The 20,612-nt window shown below is 39.0% G+C and carries 20 protein-coding genes and 1 riboswitch; of the genes, 13 read left to right on the top strand and 7 right to left on the bottom strand.

Features of this window, described 5'->3' with window-relative positions:
* Positions 1 to 5: 5 nt before the first annotated feature.
* A complete protein-coding gene (gene ftsW, locus AC0JIQ_RS15140; protein WP_004659402.1) occupies positions 6 to 1,199 on the top strand; it encodes a putative lipid II flippase FtsW in 1,194 nt (397 codons plus the stop codon).
* 51 nt (positions 1,200 to 1,250) lie between these two features.
* Here the strand turns inward: ftsW and gluQRS are convergent, their stop codons facing one another.
* From gluQRS to thiC, 5 genes are all read right to left on the bottom strand, one after another.
* Positions 1,251 to 2,183: a tRNA glutamyl-Q(34) synthetase GluQRS gene (gluQRS, locus tag AC0JIQ_RS15135; RefSeq protein WP_474202116.1), complete on the bottom strand. Its 933-nt coding sequence runs from the start codon at positions 2,181 to 2,183 to the stop codon at positions 1,251 to 1,253.
* An 11-nt stretch (positions 2,184 to 2,194) separates the two neighbouring features.
* Positions 2,195 to 2,728 (bottom strand): RNA polymerase-binding protein DksA, encoded by a 534-nt coding sequence (gene dksA / locus AC0JIQ_RS15130; RefSeq protein ID WP_004659397.1) that lies wholly within the window; start codon positions 2,726 to 2,728, stop codon positions 2,195 to 2,197.
* A gap of 189 nt (positions 2,729 to 2,917) precedes the next feature.
* The gene (gene cpdA, locus AC0JIQ_RS15125) at positions 2,918 to 3,733 is read right to left on the bottom strand and encodes a 3',5'-cyclic-AMP phosphodiesterase (RefSeq protein ID WP_474202115.1); all 816 of its coding nucleotides are present in this window, start codon (positions 3,731 to 3,733) and stop codon (positions 2,918 to 2,920) included.
* A 19-nt stretch (positions 3,734 to 3,752) separates the two neighbouring features.
* Positions 3,753 to 4,364, bottom strand: a complete 612-nt coding sequence (locus tag AC0JIQ_RS15120; RefSeq protein WP_336938662.1) for an NUDIX domain-containing protein — start codon at positions 4,362 to 4,364, stop codon at positions 3,753 to 3,755.
* Positions 4,365 to 4,439: 75 nt separating this feature from the next.
* The gene (thiC, locus tag AC0JIQ_RS15115; RefSeq protein ID WP_241341011.1) at positions 4,440 to 6,335 is read right to left on the bottom strand and encodes a phosphomethylpyrimidine synthase ThiC; all 1,896 of its coding nucleotides are present in this window, start codon (positions 6,333 to 6,335) and stop codon (positions 4,440 to 4,442) included.
* 84 nt (positions 6,336 to 6,419) lie between these two features.
* Positions 6,420 to 6,540: riboswitch (TPP riboswitch) on the bottom strand.
* Positions 6,541 to 6,686: 146 nt separating this feature from the next.
* On the opposite strand from thiC, the gene phoU reads away from it, so the two are divergent.
* A complete protein-coding gene (phoU, locus tag AC0JIQ_RS15110) occupies positions 6,687 to 7,409 on the top strand; it encodes a phosphate signaling complex protein PhoU (RefSeq protein ID WP_004659390.1) in 723 nt (240 codons plus the stop codon).
* 462 nt (positions 7,410 to 7,871) lie between these two features.
* Here phoU and AC0JIQ_RS15105 read toward each other — a convergent pair whose 3' ends face one another.
* Together AC0JIQ_RS15105 and argH are read right to left on the bottom strand one after the other, a co-directional pair.
* Complete coding sequence (locus AC0JIQ_RS15105) at positions 7,872 to 8,144, bottom strand: oxidative damage protection protein (RefSeq protein WP_004659388.1); 273 nt, start codon at positions 8,142 to 8,144, stop codon at positions 7,872 to 7,874.
* A gap of 9 nt (positions 8,145 to 8,153) precedes the next feature.
* Positions 8,154 to 9,587, bottom strand: coding sequence for an argininosuccinate lyase (gene argH / locus AC0JIQ_RS15100; protein ID WP_004659386.1), 1,434 nt, complete (start codon positions 9,585 to 9,587; stop codon positions 8,154 to 8,156).
* On the opposite strand from argH, the gene AC0JIQ_RS15095 reads away from it, so the two are divergent.
* The 11 genes from AC0JIQ_RS15095 to gspD all read left to right on the top strand — a co-directional run bounded on the left by AC0JIQ_RS15095 (position 9,578) and on the right by gspD (position 20,551).
* Positions 9,578 to 10,720 (top strand): sensor histidine kinase, encoded by a 1,143-nt coding sequence (locus AC0JIQ_RS15095; protein ID WP_046738950.1) that lies wholly within the window; start codon positions 9,578 to 9,580, stop codon positions 10,718 to 10,720. The two genes, argH and AC0JIQ_RS15095, sit on opposite strands and share 10 nt — an antisense overlap.
* 57 nt (positions 10,721 to 10,777) lie before the next feature.
* Positions 10,778 to 11,518 (top strand): LytR/AlgR family response regulator transcription factor, encoded by a 741-nt coding sequence (locus tag AC0JIQ_RS15090; RefSeq protein WP_004659382.1) that lies wholly within the window; start codon positions 10,778 to 10,780, stop codon positions 11,516 to 11,518.
* A gap of 103 nt (positions 11,519 to 11,621) precedes the next feature.
* Complete coding sequence (hemC, locus tag AC0JIQ_RS15085; RefSeq protein WP_474202114.1) at positions 11,622 to 12,539, top strand: hydroxymethylbilane synthase; 918 nt, start codon at positions 11,622 to 11,624, stop codon at positions 12,537 to 12,539.
* Positions 12,539 to 13,315, top strand: a complete 777-nt coding sequence (locus tag AC0JIQ_RS15080; RefSeq protein ID WP_474202113.1) for a uroporphyrinogen-III synthase — start codon at positions 12,539 to 12,541, stop codon at positions 13,313 to 13,315. The genes hemC and AC0JIQ_RS15080 overlap by 1 nt, the downstream gene beginning before the upstream one ends.
* Entirely contained in the window at positions 13,312 to 14,139 is an 828-nt protein-coding gene (locus tag AC0JIQ_RS15075) for a hypothetical protein (protein ID WP_474202112.1), read from the top strand. Before AC0JIQ_RS15080 ends, AC0JIQ_RS15075 begins: the two co-directional genes overlap by 4 nt.
* 7 nt (positions 14,140 to 14,146) lie before the next feature.
* On the top strand, positions 14,147 to 15,340 hold the full coding sequence (locus AC0JIQ_RS15070; protein WP_474202111.1) for a heme biosynthesis protein HemY: 1,194 nt from the start codon (positions 14,147 to 14,149) through the stop codon (positions 15,338 to 15,340).
* A 7-nt stretch (positions 15,341 to 15,347) separates the two neighbouring features.
* Positions 15,348 to 15,785, top strand: a complete 438-nt coding sequence (locus AC0JIQ_RS15065) for an acyl-CoA thioesterase (RefSeq protein ID WP_346511781.1) — start codon at positions 15,348 to 15,350, stop codon at positions 15,783 to 15,785.
* A gap of 392 nt (positions 15,786 to 16,177) precedes the next feature.
* A complete protein-coding gene (locus AC0JIQ_RS15060; protein WP_004659373.1) occupies positions 16,178 to 16,504 on the top strand; it encodes an H-NS histone family protein in 327 nt (108 codons plus the stop codon).
* A 176-nt stretch (positions 16,505 to 16,680) separates the two neighbouring features.
* A complete protein-coding gene (gene gspN / locus AC0JIQ_RS15055; RefSeq protein WP_474202110.1) occupies positions 16,681 to 17,424 on the top strand; it encodes a type II secretion system protein N in 744 nt (247 codons plus the stop codon).
* Positions 17,424 to 18,260 (top strand): type II secretion system protein N, encoded by an 837-nt coding sequence (locus AC0JIQ_RS15050; RefSeq protein WP_474202109.1) that lies wholly within the window; start codon positions 17,424 to 17,426, stop codon positions 18,258 to 18,260. The genes gspN and AC0JIQ_RS15050 overlap by 1 nt, the downstream gene beginning before the upstream one ends.
* Before the next feature lie 41 nt (positions 18,261 to 18,301).
* Entirely contained in the window at positions 18,302 to 20,551 is a 2,250-nt protein-coding gene (gene gspD / locus AC0JIQ_RS15045; protein ID WP_474202108.1) for a type II secretion system secretin GspD, read from the top strand.
* The last annotated feature ends 61 nt before the right edge of the window (positions 20,552 to 20,612 follow it).

The raw sequence follows: 20,612 nt of genomic DNA, 5'->3' as shown, positions 1-20,612 counted from the left end.
GATCTATGGCTGATTTAGCCCAAAATACGGTACAAAAGATTTCACAATTATTGAATCGTTTACCTAAACTTCCTGCCGAAATGACAGCGCGTAATGTGCTCATTTTTTGTGTAATTTGTTTGCTGTGTTTCGGTTCGGTCATGGTGGCATCTGCATCAATGCCATATGCTGAATATATTCATGAGAATCCATTTTATTTCTTAATTCGTCATGGAATTTCGATTGTTGTTGCTGCCGTAGTGGCATTCTTAACCTATAGAGTTTCCTTGAACTTATGGTTTAAAAATGCTTTCCCATTATGGCTTGTGACGATGGTGCTGCTATTGGCAGTGTTGGTCGTTGGTTCGGAAGTAAACGGTTCACATCGTTGGATTAAGCTCGGTGGTTTTACTTTACAACCGACGGAAATTGCGAAAATCGTAATGGCAATTTTTACCGCTGACTATGTTGTTCGCCGTGCTAAAGAAGTTCGAACGCATTGGAAAGGCTTATTGCGACTGAGTGGTGTCATGGCTTTGACAGTTGGATTTATTGTTGCAGAGCCCGATCTCGGTGCAACGGTTGTTATTGTCCTCATGATGGTTGGTGTGTTTTTCTTGGCAGGTGCACCAGCAACTCAATTTTTAATTATGCTTGGGGCAATTCTAGCAGGGATTACTGCACTTATTTTATTTGAACCATTCCGTTTCCAGCGTTTAATTTCCTTTACGAATCCTTGGGCTGACCCATTAGGTGTCGGTTATCAGTTATCAAATGCGTTGATGGCATTTGGACGTGGAGAATGGATTGGAACGGGTTTAGGACACAGCGTACAAAAGCTTTCCTATCTTCCAGAGGCGCATACAGACTTTATGTTAGCGGTTCTTGGTGAAGAGTTTGGCTTTGTTGGTGTCACCTTGGTGATGGTATTGTCCTTTACTATGTTGGCGTGCTGTATTCGAATAGGACATCGTGCTCTGCAACATAACTACTTACGCGCAGGCTATTTAGCATATGGCATTAGCATTATTTTTCTGATGCAAATTTTGGTAAATGCTGGCATGAATATGGGCTTAATGCCTACTAAAGGTTTGACTTTGCCATTCATTAGTTATGGCGGTACATCTTTAATGATGTGTGCTGCGATGATTAGTTTAATTCTGAAAATTGATGCTTCAACTCAAGAGTTAAACCCTGTGAAAGAAGAATCGAATTTCTAAGATATTTAAACAATAAAAAGGCCCTGTCATTATGCAGGGCTTTTTTATTATTTATAAGAAAACACCATTAAGATGGATGCCTTTGGGGATTCGATTTATATCCCATTGTTGTACGGCTTGTTGAAGCATGATACGTGGCTGATCAAGTTCTATAGCAGATTGACCTAAAGCTAAAATAGCCTGCTGTAAGAGCTCAGGTGCCTGATTGATATCTAACGCTTGAGCCAAATTTTGTTTAGATAATTTTTGCCCTTGATCATTCATGGCAAGGGGGAGGTGCATATAGTTGAGAGATGGGTAATTCAGTAAAGAGCCTAACCAAATTTGTCTGACGGTATTGTCTAAAAGGTCTGCGCCGCGCACCACATGCGTAATACCTTGTAAATAGTCATCTACCACGACAGCGAGTTGATAACTAATAATGCCATCACGGCGTTTTAAAACAAAATCACCCAAGTCATATTTAAGATTAGAGCATAACTGACCCTGTAAGCGATCTTGAAAACAAATCTGTTGATCCGTGACTTTTAAACGAATGGCTTGATCAGCAAACTCTAAATTTAAATCGCGACAGGTTCCTGCATAGATATGATTTGAACCCAGTATTTTTCGTGTGCATTGGCAGGCATAAATCGCATCGGATTGCTTGAGTTGCTCAAGTACCTGTTCATAGATCTCGAAACGATCTTTTTGGAAAATAATCTCAGCATCTAGTTCAAATTGAAAGGCATCAATGCAAGAGAGGATATGTGTTTCGCTATTCGGAAAAATACGAGGAATATCGGTATCTTCGATGCGAACTAGCCATTTCCCTTGGTTGGCCTTGGCATCGCAATAACTGGCAACTGCGGTAATCAAAGAACCAAAATGCAATGGGCCGGTTGGCGATGGCGCAAACCGACCCACATATGAGCAGCGATTAAGCAAAGCACCGCTTTGCCGCTGCGCAAGAGCGAAGCTATGCTTCGCTGCATGGTTTAACATAGCTGTCAAAATTAACCGTTATTTTGCTTTTCTTTGATTTCAGCCAAAGTTTTGCAATCAATACACAAGGTCGCCGTAGGGCGAGCTTCTAAACGACGTAAACCAATTTCAATACCACAGGTCTCACAGAAACCGTAGTCTTCATTTTGAATTGCTTCAATTGATTGTTCGATTTTACGAATGAGTTTGCGCTCACGGTCACGTGTACGTAATTCAATCGCAAATTCTTCTTCTTGCGTTGCTCGGTCGTTGACATCAGGAAGAGCCGTTGACTCATCTTGCATTGTGTTCAATGTACGATCAACTTCAGACATTAACTCAGCTTTCCATGCATTTAAAATTTGGCGGAAATGCTCAAGCTGTCCTTCAGACATATATTCTTCATTTTTCTTCGGCTGATAAGGTGCAATTCCAAATAAGCTTGCAGTTGTACCACCTTCTGAAGCTTTTGGTTTGGTTTTACGTACGCGTTTCACAGCCGATTTTTGATCGTCGATCACTTCCGTCTGTTCGTCCAAGACTTGATTTTGGTTGTCATTCGCCATATAGGGCATTCCTCATCTTACACGTACTATCTATACGCAAAAAATATGGTGATATGCAAGTGTTTTTATAGAAACCTAAGATGGTTTTTTCCATCAAGGGTCGACATCATATAGAGTTTTTCAGCAAGATGGTAGTCATTCCCGTCTAGATTTTGTGAGAAAACGATAATGTAATTTGTAATCAAAAGTTTAGTCATATCCCAAGACTTCAGAGCTATTCATTCGCTGTGAAGTTGATAAACGATAGACCTGAGTTTCGATTTCTCCATTTGCTTTAAGCTTAATAAAGCGGTAACCCGGATGTTCTTCATCAAGTGCAAACTTATCACTTTTAGGTTTGAACTGTATGCAGGTTGATGGCGTTGATAAAAATTGAATACCTTGCCATGTATTAATAGAATCTTGGTGGACATGACCACAGATGATGGCTTTGATATTTGAAAAAGGTCGAATCGTTTCGAGTAAATCAGATGAATTCTTTAGTTTATGTTGATCAATCCAAGCAGATTCCATGGCAAAAGGATGGTGATGGCAGGCAATCATAATATGGCGATCATGATGTTTTTTTAATAATTCTGTTAATTGTTCAAGGCCAGCCTCTGCAATTTTGCCATCAATTCTTGTTGGCTGTGCGCTATTGAGTAAAATAATGCACCAATCGCCAATTTCTACCACAGTAGGTTGATGTGGATTTGCTCCATGAAAAGGAAAGTGAGATACATCATCATGATTGCCGGGCGTCTGAAAAAAGGGAATACCTATACTCTGCATATGCTTAAGATAGCGATCATAAGTCACAGTTGTTGGATTTTGTGCTAAATCTCCAGTATGCACAATCATATCGATCTGCGGATGTTGTTGGCGCATCAAGTCAATTACTGCATGAAAGCTTTGTTCAGGGTGCATCCCGACAAACTCTAAATGCGGATACTCCAATAGATGAGTATCAGTAATTTGTATGATCACAAAATCTTTTTGTGATAATTTTGAGACTTGGAAAGTCACCGTCTTACCCCTTTCAGATTTATTGTCGTTGTATATGTTGACTAAGCCATTGTAATGCCATGATGACAGGGGCATTCTTCAAGCGATTATTTTTGAATAACATCGTGATTTCAGCGTAATCAAACAAATGGAGTTGAATATCTTCTCCTTCATCTGGAACGCCAAAGATGCCCCCACTGCTTGGTAAATCAACTTCTGCAGCATATAAATGAAAAAACTCAGCGCATGCACCAGCAGAAGGATAAAAACTGAATAAATGCTGCAATTCATCAATTTCGCAGCCTGATTCTTCTAGACTTTCACGACGAATACAGGTTTCTGGAGATTCATTTCCATCCAGTACACCAGCAATAATCTCAAGTTGCCATGCTGACTCGGAGTCATTTAATGCACCAACACGAAATTGTTCAATAAGTGCGAAACGTTGTTGCTGATTGTTATAAAGTAAAACGCCAGCAGCTTCTGGACGATGTATAAGTTCACGCTGAATAATTGGTGAATATTCAGATCGATGAAATAGTCGGTGCGTAAGATTCACTTTCTCAACTTGAATGAATCCTCGGAATAAAAACTCTCGAGATTCTATCGTAACGTCGGATGCTGAATAGCTGGCGTGGTCAAGAATATTCATCTTCAATCAGGATGAGATTGTACATATCTCATCCTAACCGAGAATGATTCGTGGGCAAATCTTTTTTTAGTCGATTTACAGTTTGTGGTACAATTTTTGACCATGTTCCTGATAAGCGGTTTTCATTGCATTGAGACCTGCTTCAACATCTGTTTCAGCATCATTTGATTGCTTGGCATTGTGCTGATTTTGGGCATAATCTCGCACATTCTGCGTGATTTTCATCGAGCAGAATTTTGGTCCGCACATAGAACAGAAATGTGCAGATTTGTGTGCTTCTTTGGGTAAAGTCTCATCGTGCATGCTACGTGCTGTATCAGGGTCTAAGCTGAGGTTGAACTGGTCATCCCATCGGAATTCGAAACGTGCTTTCGACAATGCATTATCACGAACTTGAGCGCCCGGATGACCTTTGGCTAAGTCTGCTGCATGTGCTGCAATCTTATAAGTGATAATGCCATCCTTAACATCTTTCTTATTTGGTAAACCTAAGTGCTCTTTCGGTGTGACATAACAGAGCATTGCTGTGCCATACCATCCAATCATTGCAGCACCAATTGCAGAAGTAATATGATCATAACCCGGTGCGATATCTGTGGTGAGTGGGCCAAGTGTGTAGAAAGGTGCTTCTTTACATACTTCAAGTTGTAGATCCATATTTTCTTTAATCATATGCATAGGCACATGACCAGGACCTTCAATCATCACCTGTACATCATGTTCCCAAGCGCGATGTGTGAGTTCACCTAAGGTTTTAAGCTCACTGAATTGTGCTTCGTCATTGGCATCTTGAATACAGCCCGGACGTAAACCATCACCTAAGCTAAATGAAACGTCATAGGCTTTCATGATTTCACAGATTTCATCGAAATGCGTATACAAGAAGTTTTCTTGATGATGCGCAAGACACCATTGCGCCATAATTGAACCGCCACGAGATACAATACCTGTGAGACGATTTGCTGTCATAGGCACATAGCGTAATAACACACCTGCGTGAATAGTGAAATAATCTACACCTTGTTCAGCTTGCTCAATCAAAGTGTCTTTAAATATTTCCCAAGTGAGATCTTCCGCGACACCATCTACTTTTTCTAAAGCTTGATATATAGGAACGGTACCAATTGGTACAGGAGAGTTACGGATAATCCATTCTCTGGTTTCATGAATATTCTTACCCGTCGATAAGTCCATGATAGTGTCGGCGCCCCAACGCGTTGCCCATGTCATTTTAGCAACTTCTTCATCAATCGATGAACCTAGAGCGGAGTTCCCAATGTTCGCATTAATTTTTACTAAAAAGTTGCGACCAATGATCATTGGTTCAATTTCAGGATGATTAATGTTGGCAGGAATAATCGCACGACCTGCGGCAACTTCTTGACGCACGAATTCAGGTGTAATTTCTCTTAAATTCTGAGCACCAAAGTTTTGTCCTGCATGCTGACGCATGTCTACGCCTTCACCTTGGCGTTGATTTTCACGAATTGCAATATATTCCATTTCAGGCGTAATAATGCCCTGTTTCGCATAATGCATTTGCGTAACATTTTTACCTGCCTTAGCTCGACGAGGGTTTTGAATATGAGCAAAACGAATGTCAGCAGTACGAATATCTTTTAAGCGAGCCTGACCAAAATCAGAACTTAAACTTGAGAGTACATCGGTATCATCACGTTCTTCAATCCAAGTTTGGCGGACAGAAGGTAGACCTTGATTTAAATCAATTTGTACATCAGGATCGGTATAAACACCTGATGTGTCATAAACCATTACAGGAGGATTATATTCACCACCTAGACCTGTTGGGGTTTCTGTCAAGCTAATTTCGCGAAATGGAACTTGGATATCTGGGCGAGAACCTGTTACATAGACTTTTTTTGATGCGGGTAAAATACGGGTTAAATCTTTAGCATCTTGCTCATGTTGAGCAGAAATATCAGCAGAGGGAAGATTCGTTAATTGGTTCATGGCATGATCCTTATGTATTACATTAACGAATCAAGCACGAGCAAAAACGATAGCGAATTTATCTCTTTGATAAATAAAGGCGAGGCTTTTGTTGGGCTTGATTCCTACGCAGGTGTTAACCTGATCAGGTTCAACGGTACTCATCTTTAAATCTTGTGATTAAGATAATCTCAGCAGTTAATTAACTGCGCTCCGTCAAGCTGGGTATTTAGACTAACAGATTTTTAGATTTTTGTTTTATCAATTCGCACCAATCGACTTTTGGCTCAGCTGTGTTATTGTCATAAAAGTTTCATCATTGCTGTGTTTTAATCACCAATCATTTTTCCATGTGTCTAGTGGAGGCATACTGTGAGTCCAAGTAATCCTGTGTTAAGTCACCATATTTCTTCACAATTTAATGAAGACTTACAAGATGTACATACCAAATTTATGACGATGGGTGGCTTAGTAGAGCAGCAAGTTGCAAATGCAATTCATGCTTTATTAGACACAGATGAAAATTTGGCGATTGATGTTCAATTTAAAGATAATGTTGTTAATCAATATGAGCGTGATATTGATGAAGGTTTAACCTTGATTCTCGCCCGCCGTCATCCTGCTGCAATTGATTTGCGTATGGTCATTGCGATGAGCAAAGCAAATACAGATTTAGAGCGGATTGGTGACGAAGCTTCAAAAATTGCTCGTATTGCGCAAAATTTATGTGAAGAAGGTGAGTCTCCGCGCGGTTATATGGAAACACGCCATATTGGTAACCAAGTGCGCGTTATGATTCATGATGCTTTGGACGCTTTCGCGCGTTTAGATGTTGACCAGGCTTTAAAAGTGGTGATGGCAGACGTGGATATTGATCGTGAATATCAGTCTGCAACACGAACTTTGATGACCTACATGATTGAAGACCCACGTCATATTGCTCGTGTGATTAATGTGATGTGGGTATTACGTTCTCTTGAGCGAATTGGCGATCATGCACGTAATATTTCAGAGCAAGTTATTTACATGGCAAAAGGTATGGATGTACGTCATACCAGTATTGAAGAAATCGAACAAAAAGTGAATCAAAAATAATCATCAAATAAAGATTCAAAGCTGCTACATAATGAGCAGCTTTTTTTATCGCCATAGGTTGCATAAAGTCATCGGAAATGAAGTAATCATTAGGTAAATTTCAAGAGTAGTCATCCAATAATTTCTCAAAATCCTAAGGTATTTTTTATTGTGGGATTAGCGTAATTTGAACAACGTTGCTGGGGCAATTTATTGTCCCAATGTAATCGCGAATATAAATTTATATCATACAAATAAAAAAATCCCAGACTTCGGGGGAAAGTCTGGGAGAGAAATATCATGTATTGCTTGAGATATCGAACTATCTCTTTGTGTTTCTGATATTCAATATAAGCGGAGAGTGTTGATCTGTCATGTAGACAACTGTGTATACTCTGTAACCCTTTATTACTTATGTAAATGTCACGTAAAAAGAGAGCTATATTCAGCTCTCTTTTATTCAGTGGTGTTAGCTGAAACGATTTACTTTTGTTCCGTCCAACCTTCTGCTTTTTCAACACTTTCGTCATTGTTGAAGAACTTCTCCCGTTGCTCTTCAAGAAACTTCTTCGCATCGGGTTCGAATACATTGAGTCGTTTTTCATTAATGAGCGTGGTTTGGTGTTTTAACCATTCTTGCCAAGCCTGTTTTGAAACCGTCTCAAAGAATTCTTGACCTTTTGCACCTGGGAATGGGGCAAAGTCTAAACCGTCAAGCTCTTGTTTATATTTGCGGCAAAATACTTGTCTAGTCATGATTTATCCTTAAGCGTACAACTGTTCTAGGCGAGTGTGTGCACGAGTAATAGCTGCTTCAACTTGTTTTGGTGATGTCCCGCCGATATGATCACGTGCATTCACAGAAGCTTCTAAAGTTAAGGCTTTATCAAATACATCTGCTTCGATCAAATCAGAGAATTGTTGAAGCTGTTCCAGTGTCAATTCAGATAAATCTTTTTCTTCAGCTACACCAAGCGCAACTGCTTTACCTACAATTTCATGTGCATCACGGAAAGCAACACCTTTCTTCACAAGGTAATCAGCAAGGTCAGTTGCTGTAGAGAAACCACGAAGTGCTGCTTCACGCATAATTTCAATGTTTGGAACGAGTGCAGGCACCATGTCTGCAAAAGCCATTAAGCAACCACGAACGGTATCAATTGCATCAAACAAAGGTTCTTTATCTTCTTGGTTGTCTTTGTTATATGCCAATGGTTGACCTTTCATTAAAGTCAATAAGCTGATTAAATCACCAAACACGCGACCTGATTTACCACGCACAAGTTCAGGTACATCTGGATTTTTCTTCTGAGGCATAATTGAAGAGCCTGTGCAGAAACGATCTGGGATGTTCACGAATTTAAATTGTGCTGAAGTCCATAAAATCAGTTCTTCAGACATACGTGATAAATGCATCATGATCAATGATGCAGCAGCGTTAAATTCAATCGCAAAGTCACGATCGGAAACAGCATCAAGTGAGTTTTCTGAAACTGCTTCAAAACCCAATAATTCTGCTGTATATGCGCGATCAATTGGGTAGGTTGTTCCTGCTAATGCTGCTGAACCGAGTGGCATGCGATTAACTCGCTTGCGACAATCTTGAAGGCGTTCAGTATCGCGAACCAACATTTCAAACCAAGCTAATAGGTGATGACCAAATGTTACTGGCTGAGCTGTTTGTAAATGAGTAAAACCAGGCATGATAGTATGGGTATTTTTGCTTGCCAAACTGAGTAGGCCTTTTTGTAAGCGTAGTAATAGACCTAAAATGTCATCAATTTCATCACGTAAATATAAACGGATGTCAGTTGCAACTTGGTCATTACGACTACGGCCTGTATGTAATTTTTTACCTGTAATGCCGATACGTTGAGTCAAGCGAGACTCAATATTCATGTGTACATCTTCTAAATCAATACGCCATTCGAAATTACCCGCTTCGATTTCGGCTTTGATTGTATTCAAACCTTGGATAATATCATCACGTTCAGCTTCAGTCAGTACACCAACTTTAGCAAGCATGGTTGCATGTGCAATCGAACCTGCAATATCTTGTTTATAAAAACGTTGGTCAAATTGAACAGATGCGGTAAATTCTGCAACAAATGCATCTGTTGCTTCAGAGAAGCGACCGCCCCACATTCCAGAGGTTTGATTAGGGCTTGCTGAAGAAGAGGATTGAGAAGATGTGGTCATGGCGGCTCAGTAAAATAAAAAAGAGTATAGCAAATCCAAACGTAGTTGCTGAAATTCGACGCAAGAAGTTATCGAAAACACGTCAAATGAGTCCAGCAGGGTCCTATTTTTTTACGAAAATAAGGCAATCGCAACACTTATTGGAATTAATTGTAGCAAGTAATGTTTTGGCAATGGTACTTGCACTTGCAGAAGCTCGTTCTTGGCAAGCAGTGGAAAGTATCCGAGTTTTTCAATACATGCTTTTTATTAACTGGATAATTTTATCGTTTTCTGCTTTTGTTGACTATTTTCAAGAGTTTTTTGCCAAATTTAGTCAGAAAATGGCGTTAATTTTAGGTTTTATTTTTCTTCAACTTATTGTTTTACTTACCACTTGTGTCATTAATATAATTCAATACTGGGGTTCATCAACCAATGAGTTTTCTGAAGATATCTTATTTCAAGGTGTAAGTCTGCATTTGGGGTATGGCATCTTGCTTGGTGCTTTCTGTTTGCGTTATCTCTATATGCGAGAGCAATGGATGAATCAGCAATATAGTGAGCTGAATGCGCGGATTCAAGCCATGCAAGCACGTATTCATCCTCATTTCTTATTTAATAGTTTAAATAGTGTCGTGAGTTTGATTTCAATTGATCCTGACAAAGCAGAAAATATGTTGATTAACTTGTCACGATTATTCCGCGCCAGTTTTCAAGAGTTGAAATTGGTGAGTTTGGCTGAAGAAATTGACTTGTGCCAGCAGTACTTAAGTATTGAAAAATTACGTTTAGGAGAGCGTTTAAAGGTAGAATGGAATATACAGGCGACGTCTTTAGAATTAAAACGAGTCACGATTCCATTATTAACATTGCAACCTTTGCTAGAGAATAGTATTTTTCATGGGGTAGAAAAAGTTTTACAGCCCTCAACCATTAGTGTATTGGTTGAAATATTGCAAAATCAAGTCAGTATAGTCATTACTAACCCTTATTCTCACGATACAATAAAATCGAGACAAGGGAATGGTATTGCAATAGAAAATGTGAAGCAACGTCTAAAAGCCTATTACGGACAGACAGTGAAGTTTCAGGTTTATGGGGGAGTATCGTTATATACCACGGTGGTAAGTTATCACTATCGAGTAAAATAATAAGTTAAGTTAACCATAAAAATGACGGATGAAGTTAACGGTGACAAGGAGGAGAGGATGAAAGTTCTGATTGCTGATGATGAACCTCTCGCAGTAGAGCGTTTGTCACGTTTAGTGACCCAAATGGGTCATGAAGTGATTGCGACGGCGCATCATGGGCAGGATGTGTTAAACCATATTGAAAATGATTCGCCCGATGTTGTTCTATTAGATATTCAAATGCCTGGAATGAACGGATTGGAGTGCGCTGAGCAGATCAGTCATCTTAGCCCTCGTCCAGCTATTATTTTTTGTACGGCATATGATCAACACGCATTGGAAGCGTTTAAGTTTCAAGCACAAGGATATTTGCTCAAGCCTATTGCACAACAAGATTTACAACAGGTGTTCAATAGTCTGACGCAACTTACACAAGCACAAATGACTGGTTTACAACAACAAGACGATATGTACGATACTAAAACTCAACGCCATCAGATTGCTGCGAAAACTTATCGCGGGGTCGAACTTATTCCAATAGAGAATATTTACTATTTTCTAGCAGATCAGAAATATGTCACTGTTCGTCATCGGAATGGCAGCGTATTAATTGATGAAACTTTAAAAGATCTAGAATCTGAGTTTTCAGATCGTTTCATTCGAATTCATCGTAATGCTTTAGTTTCTCTTGATTATTTAGAAGGGTTGGAACTGATTGCGGCAGGTCAGTATCAGGTTAGATTACGTGAGTTGGATGAACGCTTATCTGTGAGTCGCCGCCATTTACCAAGCTTAAGAGAATGTATGCATCAATTATAAAATATTGAGCTTAAGCCAGATGAAAAATCAGTTTTTGCTTGCAATTTTAGGTGAGCAAGTTAAGTTTGAAACAATTGTTTTGATCCATGCTTAACTTGAATTTATGAAAACCTTAAAAATTGCGACTCGACAAAGCCCTCTTGCACTTTGGCAGGCGGAGCATATTCGCTCCCGTTTAAACGCGCTTTATCCAGATTTAATGGTTGAGTTGGTTAAGTTTGTGACGCAGGGTGATAAAATTTTAGATACACCTTTGGCAAAAATTGGTGGTAAAGGATTATTCGTTAAAGAACTGGAAGCTGCTTTGTTAGATGGTCGCGCTGATTTGGCGGTCCATTCAATGAAAGACGTGCCAATGCACTTACCAGAAGGTTTAACGCTCGCTGTGACTTGTGAGCGAGAAGACCCACTTGATGCCTTTGTTTCGAATCATTACCAAAGTTTTGATGAGTTACCTCAAGGTGCCAAAGTAGGTACATCTAGTTTGCGTCGCAAATGCCAAATTTTACAAATACGTCCTGATTTAGAGATTATTGACTTACGTGGGAATGTGGGGACGCGTTTATCAAAACTTGATGATGGTTTATATGATGCCATTATTTTAGCCAGTGCAGGATTAAAGCGTTTAGGTTTGGCAGATCGAATTCGTCATTGTTTAGCGCCTGTTTTAAGTTTACCTGCTGTTGGTCAGGGTGCATTGGGCTTAGAGTGCCGTGCAGATGACGTGGAATTATTAAAAATCATTCAACCATTACAGCATGAAGAAACCTCAATTTGTGTGCGTGCAGAACGTGCGTTTAATGCCTATCTAGAGGGTGGCTGTCAAGTTCCAATCGCAGGATATGCAACTTTAGCCAATGATCGGCTATACATAGAAGGTCGTGTGGGAAGTGTTGATGGGAAAATCTTACTAAAACAACAATTGGTTGGAACTTCAGAAGATGCTGAACAATTAGGTGAACAACTTGCACAACGCTTATTGGAGCGAGGTGCAGGTGAATTGTTAAAAGCGCTTTATTAATGCTTTTTATTAATACGCGCCCTGAAGACCGTGCTGTGAACTTAACGCAAGCATTGTTGGAAGTGGGTCATCAAGTTATCAATCTGCCATTATTGGAACTTGTAGCTGAACCTTTTTCGGGGCATTTACGTGAACTGTATCAGCAACTTGAGCAGGTGCAAGTTATTGTTGTTGTCAGCCCGACCGCCGTTGATGTCGGTATGCAATATTTACAACAACAAAAGATATCCTTAGATCAACTCAAGCATGTGCAGTGGATCGCAGTGGGTCAAGCAACTGCCCAAGCACTCGCAAAATTTAATATAGACAGCCACATCCCTGAGGTTGAAAATTCGGAAGGTATGCTAGATCTCCCAATATTAAATCAACAAGTACATTTGGATAAAGTTGCTTTTTGGCGTGGTCTTGGGGGGCGGCAGTTTATGATGCAGCAGTTGCAACAGCAAGGTGTCGAGATTCTTAATTTTGTTCTTTATCGTCGCCAATGCCCAATTCAAAGTGTTACGCTTTTTCCAAAAATTTTAAAAAAAATAATGCCAAGTCAACCTGTTATGGTGTTGATTAGTAGTGAGGCGAGTTGGAATAATTGGCAGCAGCTTTGTGGTCAAAATAGTATAGATGCGAAATGGATATATTTGGTGCTAGGTGAACGTTTAGCGCAGCTACTCAAAAATGCACGGTTGCAAACACATCAAGAGATTAACATTATTCAGCTTGATAATTTATCTATATCAGAGATTATTCAAAGTATCGGTGCTTGGCAAGGACGTATATGAGAAAGATTGTTTACCTGATTTTATTACTAAGTTTATTATGGTTAGCCAAACTTAGTTATGACGTAGCACAATATTCTCAGATCGTTCCTCAACTCCAGCAACAGCTTACACAGCAGCAGCAACGTTATTCTTTGCTGAATGATCAATTTGTCGCTGTGCAGCGACAATTACAGGATGCTCATTTATCTGACCCTTCAGAAGCTTCAAACTTACCTAGTATGGTCACTGGTGTTGCTCCTGTTATATTAATCAAACAGCAATTACAGTTAGTTCAATTCGCAATAGATCAACAACAGTTCATTTATGCGATTGATCAATTAAATCAAGTACAGCAGCATATTGTTCAATATACGGTTTCTCCTGCTTTACAGCATAGTCTGATGAAAGCGATCGAACAGGATAAACAAGCTATTCAACATCATGTGCTTATGCAAACCCAACAGCAGCAGCAGATTGATACTTTATTGCAGCAATTGGATCAAAAGCTTTTACAAGAAGTGCATAACCCAACTATTAAAATGCAAAAAGCTGAAGCTTCTTCATGGTGGTCTTGGTTCAAATTTGAAAAGGTGCAACGTACACAGCCTGATTTAATCAATCGTCATCTCATTTTAAAAGAAGCTCAGTTACGTCTATTACTTGCTTCACAAGCCTTACATCAAGGGCAAGCATCTGAGTATCGCAAATCCGTTCAAGAGGTAATTCGATTATTATCAATTTTACCTGATCAAAACAGTCAAACGATCAAGCAAAAATTAGAAAAGCTGTTAAATCTTTCAGTTATTCCGACACCTAAATTAACGACCCTTGGTTTACTGGGGTAATCTAATTATGAAACAACTGGTGCTCATTTATTTACTTGTAAGCCTATTATTTTTTGCTATGTTTGTCATGATGAGCTATGGCTACGGTAATGGCTATGTATATATTTACTGGCGCGATTGGCAGTTCCAAAGCAGTTTATGGGGCTTAATCGCACTTTTTATTGTGATTAGTTTATTCGCACAGTTGTTGTGGTTTGTGAGTCGCAGATATTTTGCGCGAGAACAGCGTAAGAAAGAGAATATTTTACAATTTAAGGATCTACATCCATATGAGCAGCTCGGTATAGTCTGGCTGCTTGATGCGGCCAAAGAACAGCAAGGGTTTGTTGAGCGTGTTTTTACTCAATCAGGATTGCTGAGTAATATTGTTGATGCACAATTTGATTATAAAAATGGTGACTATCAACTGGCTTTGCAGAAATTAGAGAAATCAGCACCGATGGCCTTTGAGCTGGCAGAACTACAGCGGATCGATATTTTCTTAGAACAACATGAAACAGAAAAGGCATTAACTCATCTAGAATTCCTTGCACAGCATCAGCTTTCACCTTGGTTGGCTGAGATTGAAACTGCTTACCAACAACGCATTACTGTTTTGTGGGGCAAACTTGCCTTACAACAGCCTTGGTTATTTTTACAATCAATTCAGCATGGTTTATTAAGTGCAGAACATCGTGATCTTTGGTTGCAACAATTGCTCATACAGTTTGATCAAGCATCTGTAGATGACTTAGCTGCACTGCAACAGCGATATATTGCTCTAGAGAATGAAATTCAAGCACGACCATATAGTAGTAAGGTTTTGTGGTTAAAATTATTAGCACGTATGCCAGAAATGGGATTGCAGCATGAGGATCTTGCATTACATTTATTGCAAGAAAATTTCGATCCAGAGGTTTTTTATCTTTGGTTCCAACAGCAACTACTGAAGCAAATTCCCGATTATAGCTATGTTGAGCAACGTATTATTCAGCTAGAACAGCGTTACACCAGTGTTCCAATGTTGACCTTTGCAAAATGGCATATTTATGTTGCAACTCAACGTTCAGAAGAAGCCGAGCAGTTATTAACTTTATATCCTGATAATATATTAATGAGCTATTTGCGGATTAAATCAACGCTTGGGGATAATCTGGATTTAATCAGACAGTTGAATTTAATCTTTGAAAATGATGTTAATTTTCTAAACTTTAAGATATGAGTGAAATATGAAAGAACTGTCTGTCTATCCTGTTATACATCGACAAACAATTGCTTGGGGAGATATGGATGCTTTTGGGCATGTAAATAATGTGCAGTATTATCGCTATATTGAAAGTGCACGAATTGCTTATTTAATGGCATTAAATATATTTGATCAAGATATAGTGACGGTGGTAGCGTCTAGTCAATGTAAATATTTAAAGCCAGTATTTTACCCTGATGTGCTACATATTGGTGCGCGTATTGAAGAGCTCAGAAATAGTGCTTTTCGAATGCATTATAGTTTATGGAGTGAAACACAAAACCAAATCGTTGCAACAGGAGAGGCAGTGATGGTTTGTGTTGATAAATTAACGTCCAATAAACTAGCTATTCCTGAATTGATTAAACAAAATATTATTGCTATTGAACAAAGTGTTGGAAATAATCTTACATTAAAATAATTTTTATAAAGACTATTATGTCTATATTTATTTTGAGTGCGTTAATCTCATATAACTCATCTTTTTATTTTGTGAATTAATTCATAGATAGTGTGGATTTGTTATATGAAATTCAACCTGTAGAAAACATCAAGAATTAAGATAAAATTAATATTCATCAGGTTCTAAAAGTTATTTCATGATTTTAAAAAAAATTAATACAATAGATTTAATCGAATGAACTTAAGTTTTTTTGTTTTATTGTAAATATAAGATGATTTATGGTTATATTGTGATTAAGTTGACTAATTTAATATTGATTATTTAATTGTATATAAATTACTATGGAAATAGAATTTTTGAATTCTTTTTTATTTTGAGTGATATATTTCTTTTGAGTTGGAGTGGTTCTAATGAAACCAGATATTAGTGATTTATCTGTAGAAGACTTAAAACGTTTACAGGTGGAAGCAGAAGCTTTAATCGCAAGCAAAAAAGATCAAGCAATTGAAGATGCTTATAATCAGATTATTGCGATAGCTGAAGCAGTTGGTTTTAGTGTTGAAGAGTTATTAGAGTTAGGTGAGCAAAAGCGTAAGAAAACAACGCGTAAAGCAGTAGAACCACGCTACCGTAATAAAAATAATACAGAAGAAACTTGGACTGGTCGTGGTAAACAGCCACGTTGGTTAGTTGCTGAATTAGAAAAAGGTGCAAAACTTGAAGATTTTCTAATCTAAACAAGTTTTAGTCGTCATCGTTTTGTCATACGATGATTCTATGCTTCATTAAAGCCAAGCTTAAAAAGCTTGGTTTTTTTATATGAGAGAATTGGCGATGTTGAAAAAGTATGCATAATGTCATTCAGGGGAGAGTGTCTCTAAAAGGATGATATTTTGCATTTGGTAAGGGTGGAATGAAGAAAAATACCAAACAATGGAAGTGGTGGGTTTTCGCCATTTTTGCATTTTTAATTTTTATTATTTTACAAATTCCAGCAACATGGTTAATTGCGAAATTTTCTAAAGATAATCAAATCTTACATAATGTTAGCGGCAATATTTGGCAGGGACAAGCGGATTGGCAAAAAGGTCAGTTACGTGGTTCTGTACATTGGAAAACCCGTTCTTTAGATTTATTAATGTTGCGTCTTGGCGCAAATCTCGATATTCACAGTGGGAATACCCAATTTAATGGTATTTTTGGTTACGGTTTAGGTCAAAAGATTTTGATCAAAGATTTGCAAGGTGAAATTGCACCTGAGACTTTAAAGTATTTTGCCAATTGGCAGTGGCCTGAGAATTCAATTCAACTTAAAGATGTACAGTTTAATTATCAAAAAGAAAAAGGCTTTACTGTAACTGAAGGTAAATTGCACTGGGGTGGTGGTGAATTGAATTATACCTTTGGTCAACGCCAAGATCGTATGAATATGCCTTCATTAACTGCAGAAATGAAAGATGAAAATGGGCAATTGCAAATAGATGTTCGGGATCAGCAAAGTCAGAAAATGGCGAATCTAAGTTTAGACCCGAATCTTATGCTCGATGTTCAGTTGACACAGCGGATGTTATTAAATGTACCATCTTATCAAGGTAAAGCGGGACTCGACACTTACGTTATTAGTTCTCGCCAACCATTGTTGCAAGGTGGTTTTTAATGAAAACAATAGCACAAAAACTACAACAGTTTCGTTGGCAGCAATTCGATAAAACAAGTGCTTTTATCCTAGCTTTACTCATTTTATGGTTGTGCTGGAAGTTAGCTTCTTTATTTTGGTGGGTGGTGGCTCCACCTCAGCCGATGCAGTTTGATCGTGTTGCATTAGGTTCACAACAGGCGCAAGTTCCTAATATTAGTTCTTTTGCACTATTTAATGAACCTGCTACCACGACAGCACAAGATGATGTCAATGTGGAGTTGCAGGGCGTATTGCTAGGTTATCCAAGCTATTTGTCATCGGCGGTTATTAAGTTGAACGATACTGCTGAACGTTATCGTGTTGGTGAAACCATCGGTTCAACTTCCTATCAACTGGCAGAAGTGTATTGGGATCATGTCATTCTGAAGCAGGGTAATGGTGCGACACGAGAAGTTAAATTTAAGGGTTTAGATAATGGTTTATATCAGCCAATTGCCCCTGTATTAAACCCTCAAGCTGCAGCACCTCAAACACCTGCGCCTGCTCAAAACTCATCGCAATCTGCGCTAGGACAAGCGATCCAACAAATGCAGGAAAATCGTGAGCAGTATTTAAAAAATATGGGAGTGAGTGGTGGTGGTTCAGACGGTTACGAAATCTCAGATCGAACACCAACGAATTTAAAAAATACCTTGGGTTTGCGGTCTGGTGATCGTATTCTATCGATCAACGGTCAGACAGTCGGGCAGGGTCTTAGCGAAGTGCAATTATTAGAGCAAGTACGTCGTGAAGGACATGCCAAAATAGAAATAAAACGTGGTGATCAAGTGATGACCATACAACAAAGTTTTTAGTGATAACACGTCATCACATTAGTTAGGAATAAGTGCAGGTTATGGCTTTCTTGAATCATCAACGTCCACTTTGGGCACTACTTGCTGCCGCACCTTTGGTTGCGACCATCAGTACCAATGTGCAAGCACAAACATGGAAGATTAATCTACGTGATGCGGATTTAACGGCATTTATTAATGAAGTCGCTGATATTACGGGTAAGAACTTTGCTGTTGATCCTCGTGTGCGCGGGAACGTTACTGTTATTTCCAATAAACCTCTCAATAAAGATGAGGTCTATGACCTATTTTTAGGTGTGTTGAATGTTAATGGTGTAGTTGCACTTCCATCAGGTAATACGGTCAAGTTAGTTCCTGATAGCAATGCTAAAAACTCAGGGATTCCTTACGATGCTCGAAGTCGTGCAGGTGGGGATCAAATTGTTACTCGTGTCATTTGGTTGCAAAACACGAACCCAAATGATTTGATTCCTGCGTTACGACCATTGATGCCGCAATTTGCACATTTGGCTGCTGTGGCTGGCACCAATGCTTTGATCGTTTCAGATCGTGCGACGAATATTTATCAACTTGAAAATATTATCCGTAATTTGGATGGTACAGGGCAAAATGATATTGAAGCGATCAGTTTGCAATCAAGTCAGGCTGAAGAAGTTATTGGTTTGCTCGAAACCATGAGTGCGACAGGTGCGTCGAAAGATTTTATTGGTTCGCGTGTGCGAATTATTGCAGATAACCGAACCAATCGTATTTTAATTAAGGGTGATCCTGATTCACGCAAACGTTTACGCCAGATGATTGAAATGCTCGATGTTCCATCGGCAGATCGCTTAGGTGGTTTGAAAGTATTCCGTTTGAAATATGCGAGTGCGAAGAATTTAGCTGAAATTCTACAAGGTTTAGTCACCGGACAGTCAGTTTCGTCTTCATCAAATTCTAGTGCTAGTAAATCAAACTCAATTAGCAATCTAGTTTCAAATAATCAAAATTCGGGTTCATCGACAGGTTCGTCGTCAATTTCTACTTCATCAATTAACCTAAATAATAACAGCAACAACAGCCAAAATAGCGGTGTTACAAGCTTTAATAGTGCTGGTGTGAGTATTATTGCAGACAGCACTCAAAATGCTTTGGTTGTTAAAGCTGATCCGCAATTGATGCGTGAAATTGAGGCAGCCATTCAGCAGTTAGATACTCGACGTCAGCAAGTCTTGATTGAGGCTGCCATCATTGAAATTGTAGGTAGTGATGCTGATCAACTTGGTGTGCAATGGGCATTAGGTGATCTCAATAGCGGTGTTGGGTTAATTAACTTTTCGAATGTCGGCTCTAGTATCTCTAAGCTCGCAGCAGGTTATCTAACAGGTGGGGCGGCTGGCGTTGGTTCCGCACTTGGTACAGGTTCATCCATTATTTTGGGTGAATACAAGGAAGGTGCGAATGGCTCGCGTAAATTATATGGTGCTCTCATCCAAGCGCTAAAAGAAAATAAAAAATCAAATTTATTGTCTACACCATCCATCGTGACAATGGATAATGAAGAAGCTTATATCGTAGTGGGGCAGAATGTACCATTCGTAACTGGTTCTGTGACGACTAACAGCACAGGTGTGAATCCATACACCACTGTTGAACGTAAAGATGTTGGTGTTACTTTAAAGGTGATTCCTCATATTGGTGAAGGTGGTTCTGTCCGACTTGAAGTGGAGCAAGAAGTTTCAAACGTTGAAAATAGTAAGGGTCAGGCTGCTGACTTGGTGACAAGTAAAAGAGCGATTAAAACTTCAGTCCTCGCAGATCATGGGCAAACAGTCGTGTTAGGTGGTTTGGTTACCGATCAGACAGATGTTAGTCGTCAAAGTTTGCCTGTTCTTGGGGATATTCCTTATCTTGGTCGTTTGTTCCGTTCAGATAGTCGTGGCAATGAAAAACGTAATTTACTTGTATTTATCCATCCAACCATAGTGGGTGATGCTGAGGATGTACAACGTATATCTCAACAACGTTACAACCAGCTATATAGTCTCCAATTGTCTATGGATAAAAATGGTAATTTTGCAAAATTACCTGAAAATGTTGCCGATATTTATCGCCCACAACCTGTGGTAAGTAGCTCACCATACCAAAAAGTTCCAACAACAACGCAAAAAGAGGCTGTGGTTATCACAAAGCCTGTCATTGTGGTTGAGCCTCAAGTACAAAGAAAAACGGTGCAGCTTCCAGCCAAAGCAACTGAACGCAGTAAAAATACAGTGACAACCACGACGATTCGCCCAGCGTCTTCACAGTAGATGCACAGAAGCGCTTATGTCACAATGTTATGATTGAAAGAAATTATGATAAGGATAAACA

The organism is Acinetobacter sp. FB (assembly GCF_056033405.1).
The sequence above is the reverse complement of the archived record's forward strand: the minus strand, read 5'-3'. Positions and strand labels throughout refer to the sequence as shown.

Bases quoted from the DNA above. Each gene is read 5' to 3' on its own strand.
- gluQRS (WP_474202116.1), bottom strand. From the start codon at position 2,183: ATGTTAAACCATGCAGCGAAGCATAGCTTCGCTCTTGCGCAGCGGCAA.
- AC0JIQ_RS15060 (WP_004659373.1), top strand. From the start codon at position 16,178: ATGAAACCAGATATTAGTGATTTATCTGTAGAAGACTTAAAACGTTTA.
- thiC (WP_241341011.1), bottom strand. From the start codon at position 6,335: ATGAACCAATTAACGAATCTTCCCTCTGCTGATATTTCTGCTCAACAT.
- ftsW (WP_004659402.1), top strand. From the start codon at position 6: ATGGCTGATTTAGCCCAAAATACGGTACAAAAGATTTCACAATTATTG.
- AC0JIQ_RS15080 (WP_474202113.1), top strand. From the start codon at position 12,539: ATGCTTTTTATTAATACGCGCCCTGAAGACCGTGCTGTGAACTTAACG.
- dksA (WP_004659397.1), bottom strand. From the start codon at position 2,728: ATGGCGAATGACAACCAAAATCAAGTCTTGGACGAACAGACGGAAGTG.
- AC0JIQ_RS15095 (WP_046738950.1), top strand. From the start codon at position 9,578: ATGTGGTCATGGCGGCTCAGTAAAATAAAAAAGAGTATAGCAAATCCA.
- AC0JIQ_RS15075 (WP_474202112.1), top strand. From the start codon at position 13,312: ATGAGAAAGATTGTTTACCTGATTTTATTACTAAGTTTATTATGGTTA.
- gspD (WP_474202108.1), top strand. From the start codon at position 18,302: ATGGCTTTCTTGAATCATCAACGTCCACTTTGGGCACTACTTGCTGCC.
- AC0JIQ_RS15105 (WP_004659388.1), bottom strand. From the start codon at position 8,144: ATGACTAGACAAGTATTTTGCCGCAAATATAAACAAGAGCTTGACGGT.
- gspN (WP_474202110.1), top strand. From the start codon at position 16,681: ATGAAGAAAAATACCAAACAATGGAAGTGGTGGGTTTTCGCCATTTTT.
- hemC (WP_474202114.1), top strand. From the start codon at position 11,622: ATGAAAACCTTAAAAATTGCGACTCGACAAAGCCCTCTTGCACTTTGG.
- AC0JIQ_RS15050 (WP_474202109.1), top strand. From the start codon at position 17,424: ATGAAAACAATAGCACAAAAACTACAACAGTTTCGTTGGCAGCAATTC.
- argH (WP_004659386.1), bottom strand. From the start codon at position 9,587: ATGACCACATCTTCTCAATCCTCTTCTTCAGCAAGCCCTAATCAAACC.
- AC0JIQ_RS15065 (WP_346511781.1), top strand. From the start codon at position 15,348: ATGAAAGAACTGTCTGTCTATCCTGTTATACATCGACAAACAATTGCT.
- AC0JIQ_RS15070 (WP_474202111.1), top strand. From the start codon at position 14,147: ATGAAACAACTGGTGCTCATTTATTTACTTGTAAGCCTATTATTTTTT.
- AC0JIQ_RS15090 (WP_004659382.1), top strand. From the start codon at position 10,778: ATGAAAGTTCTGATTGCTGATGATGAACCTCTCGCAGTAGAGCGTTTG.
- AC0JIQ_RS15120 (WP_336938662.1), bottom strand. From the start codon at position 4,364: ATGAATATTCTTGACCACGCCAGCTATTCAGCATCCGACGTTACGATA.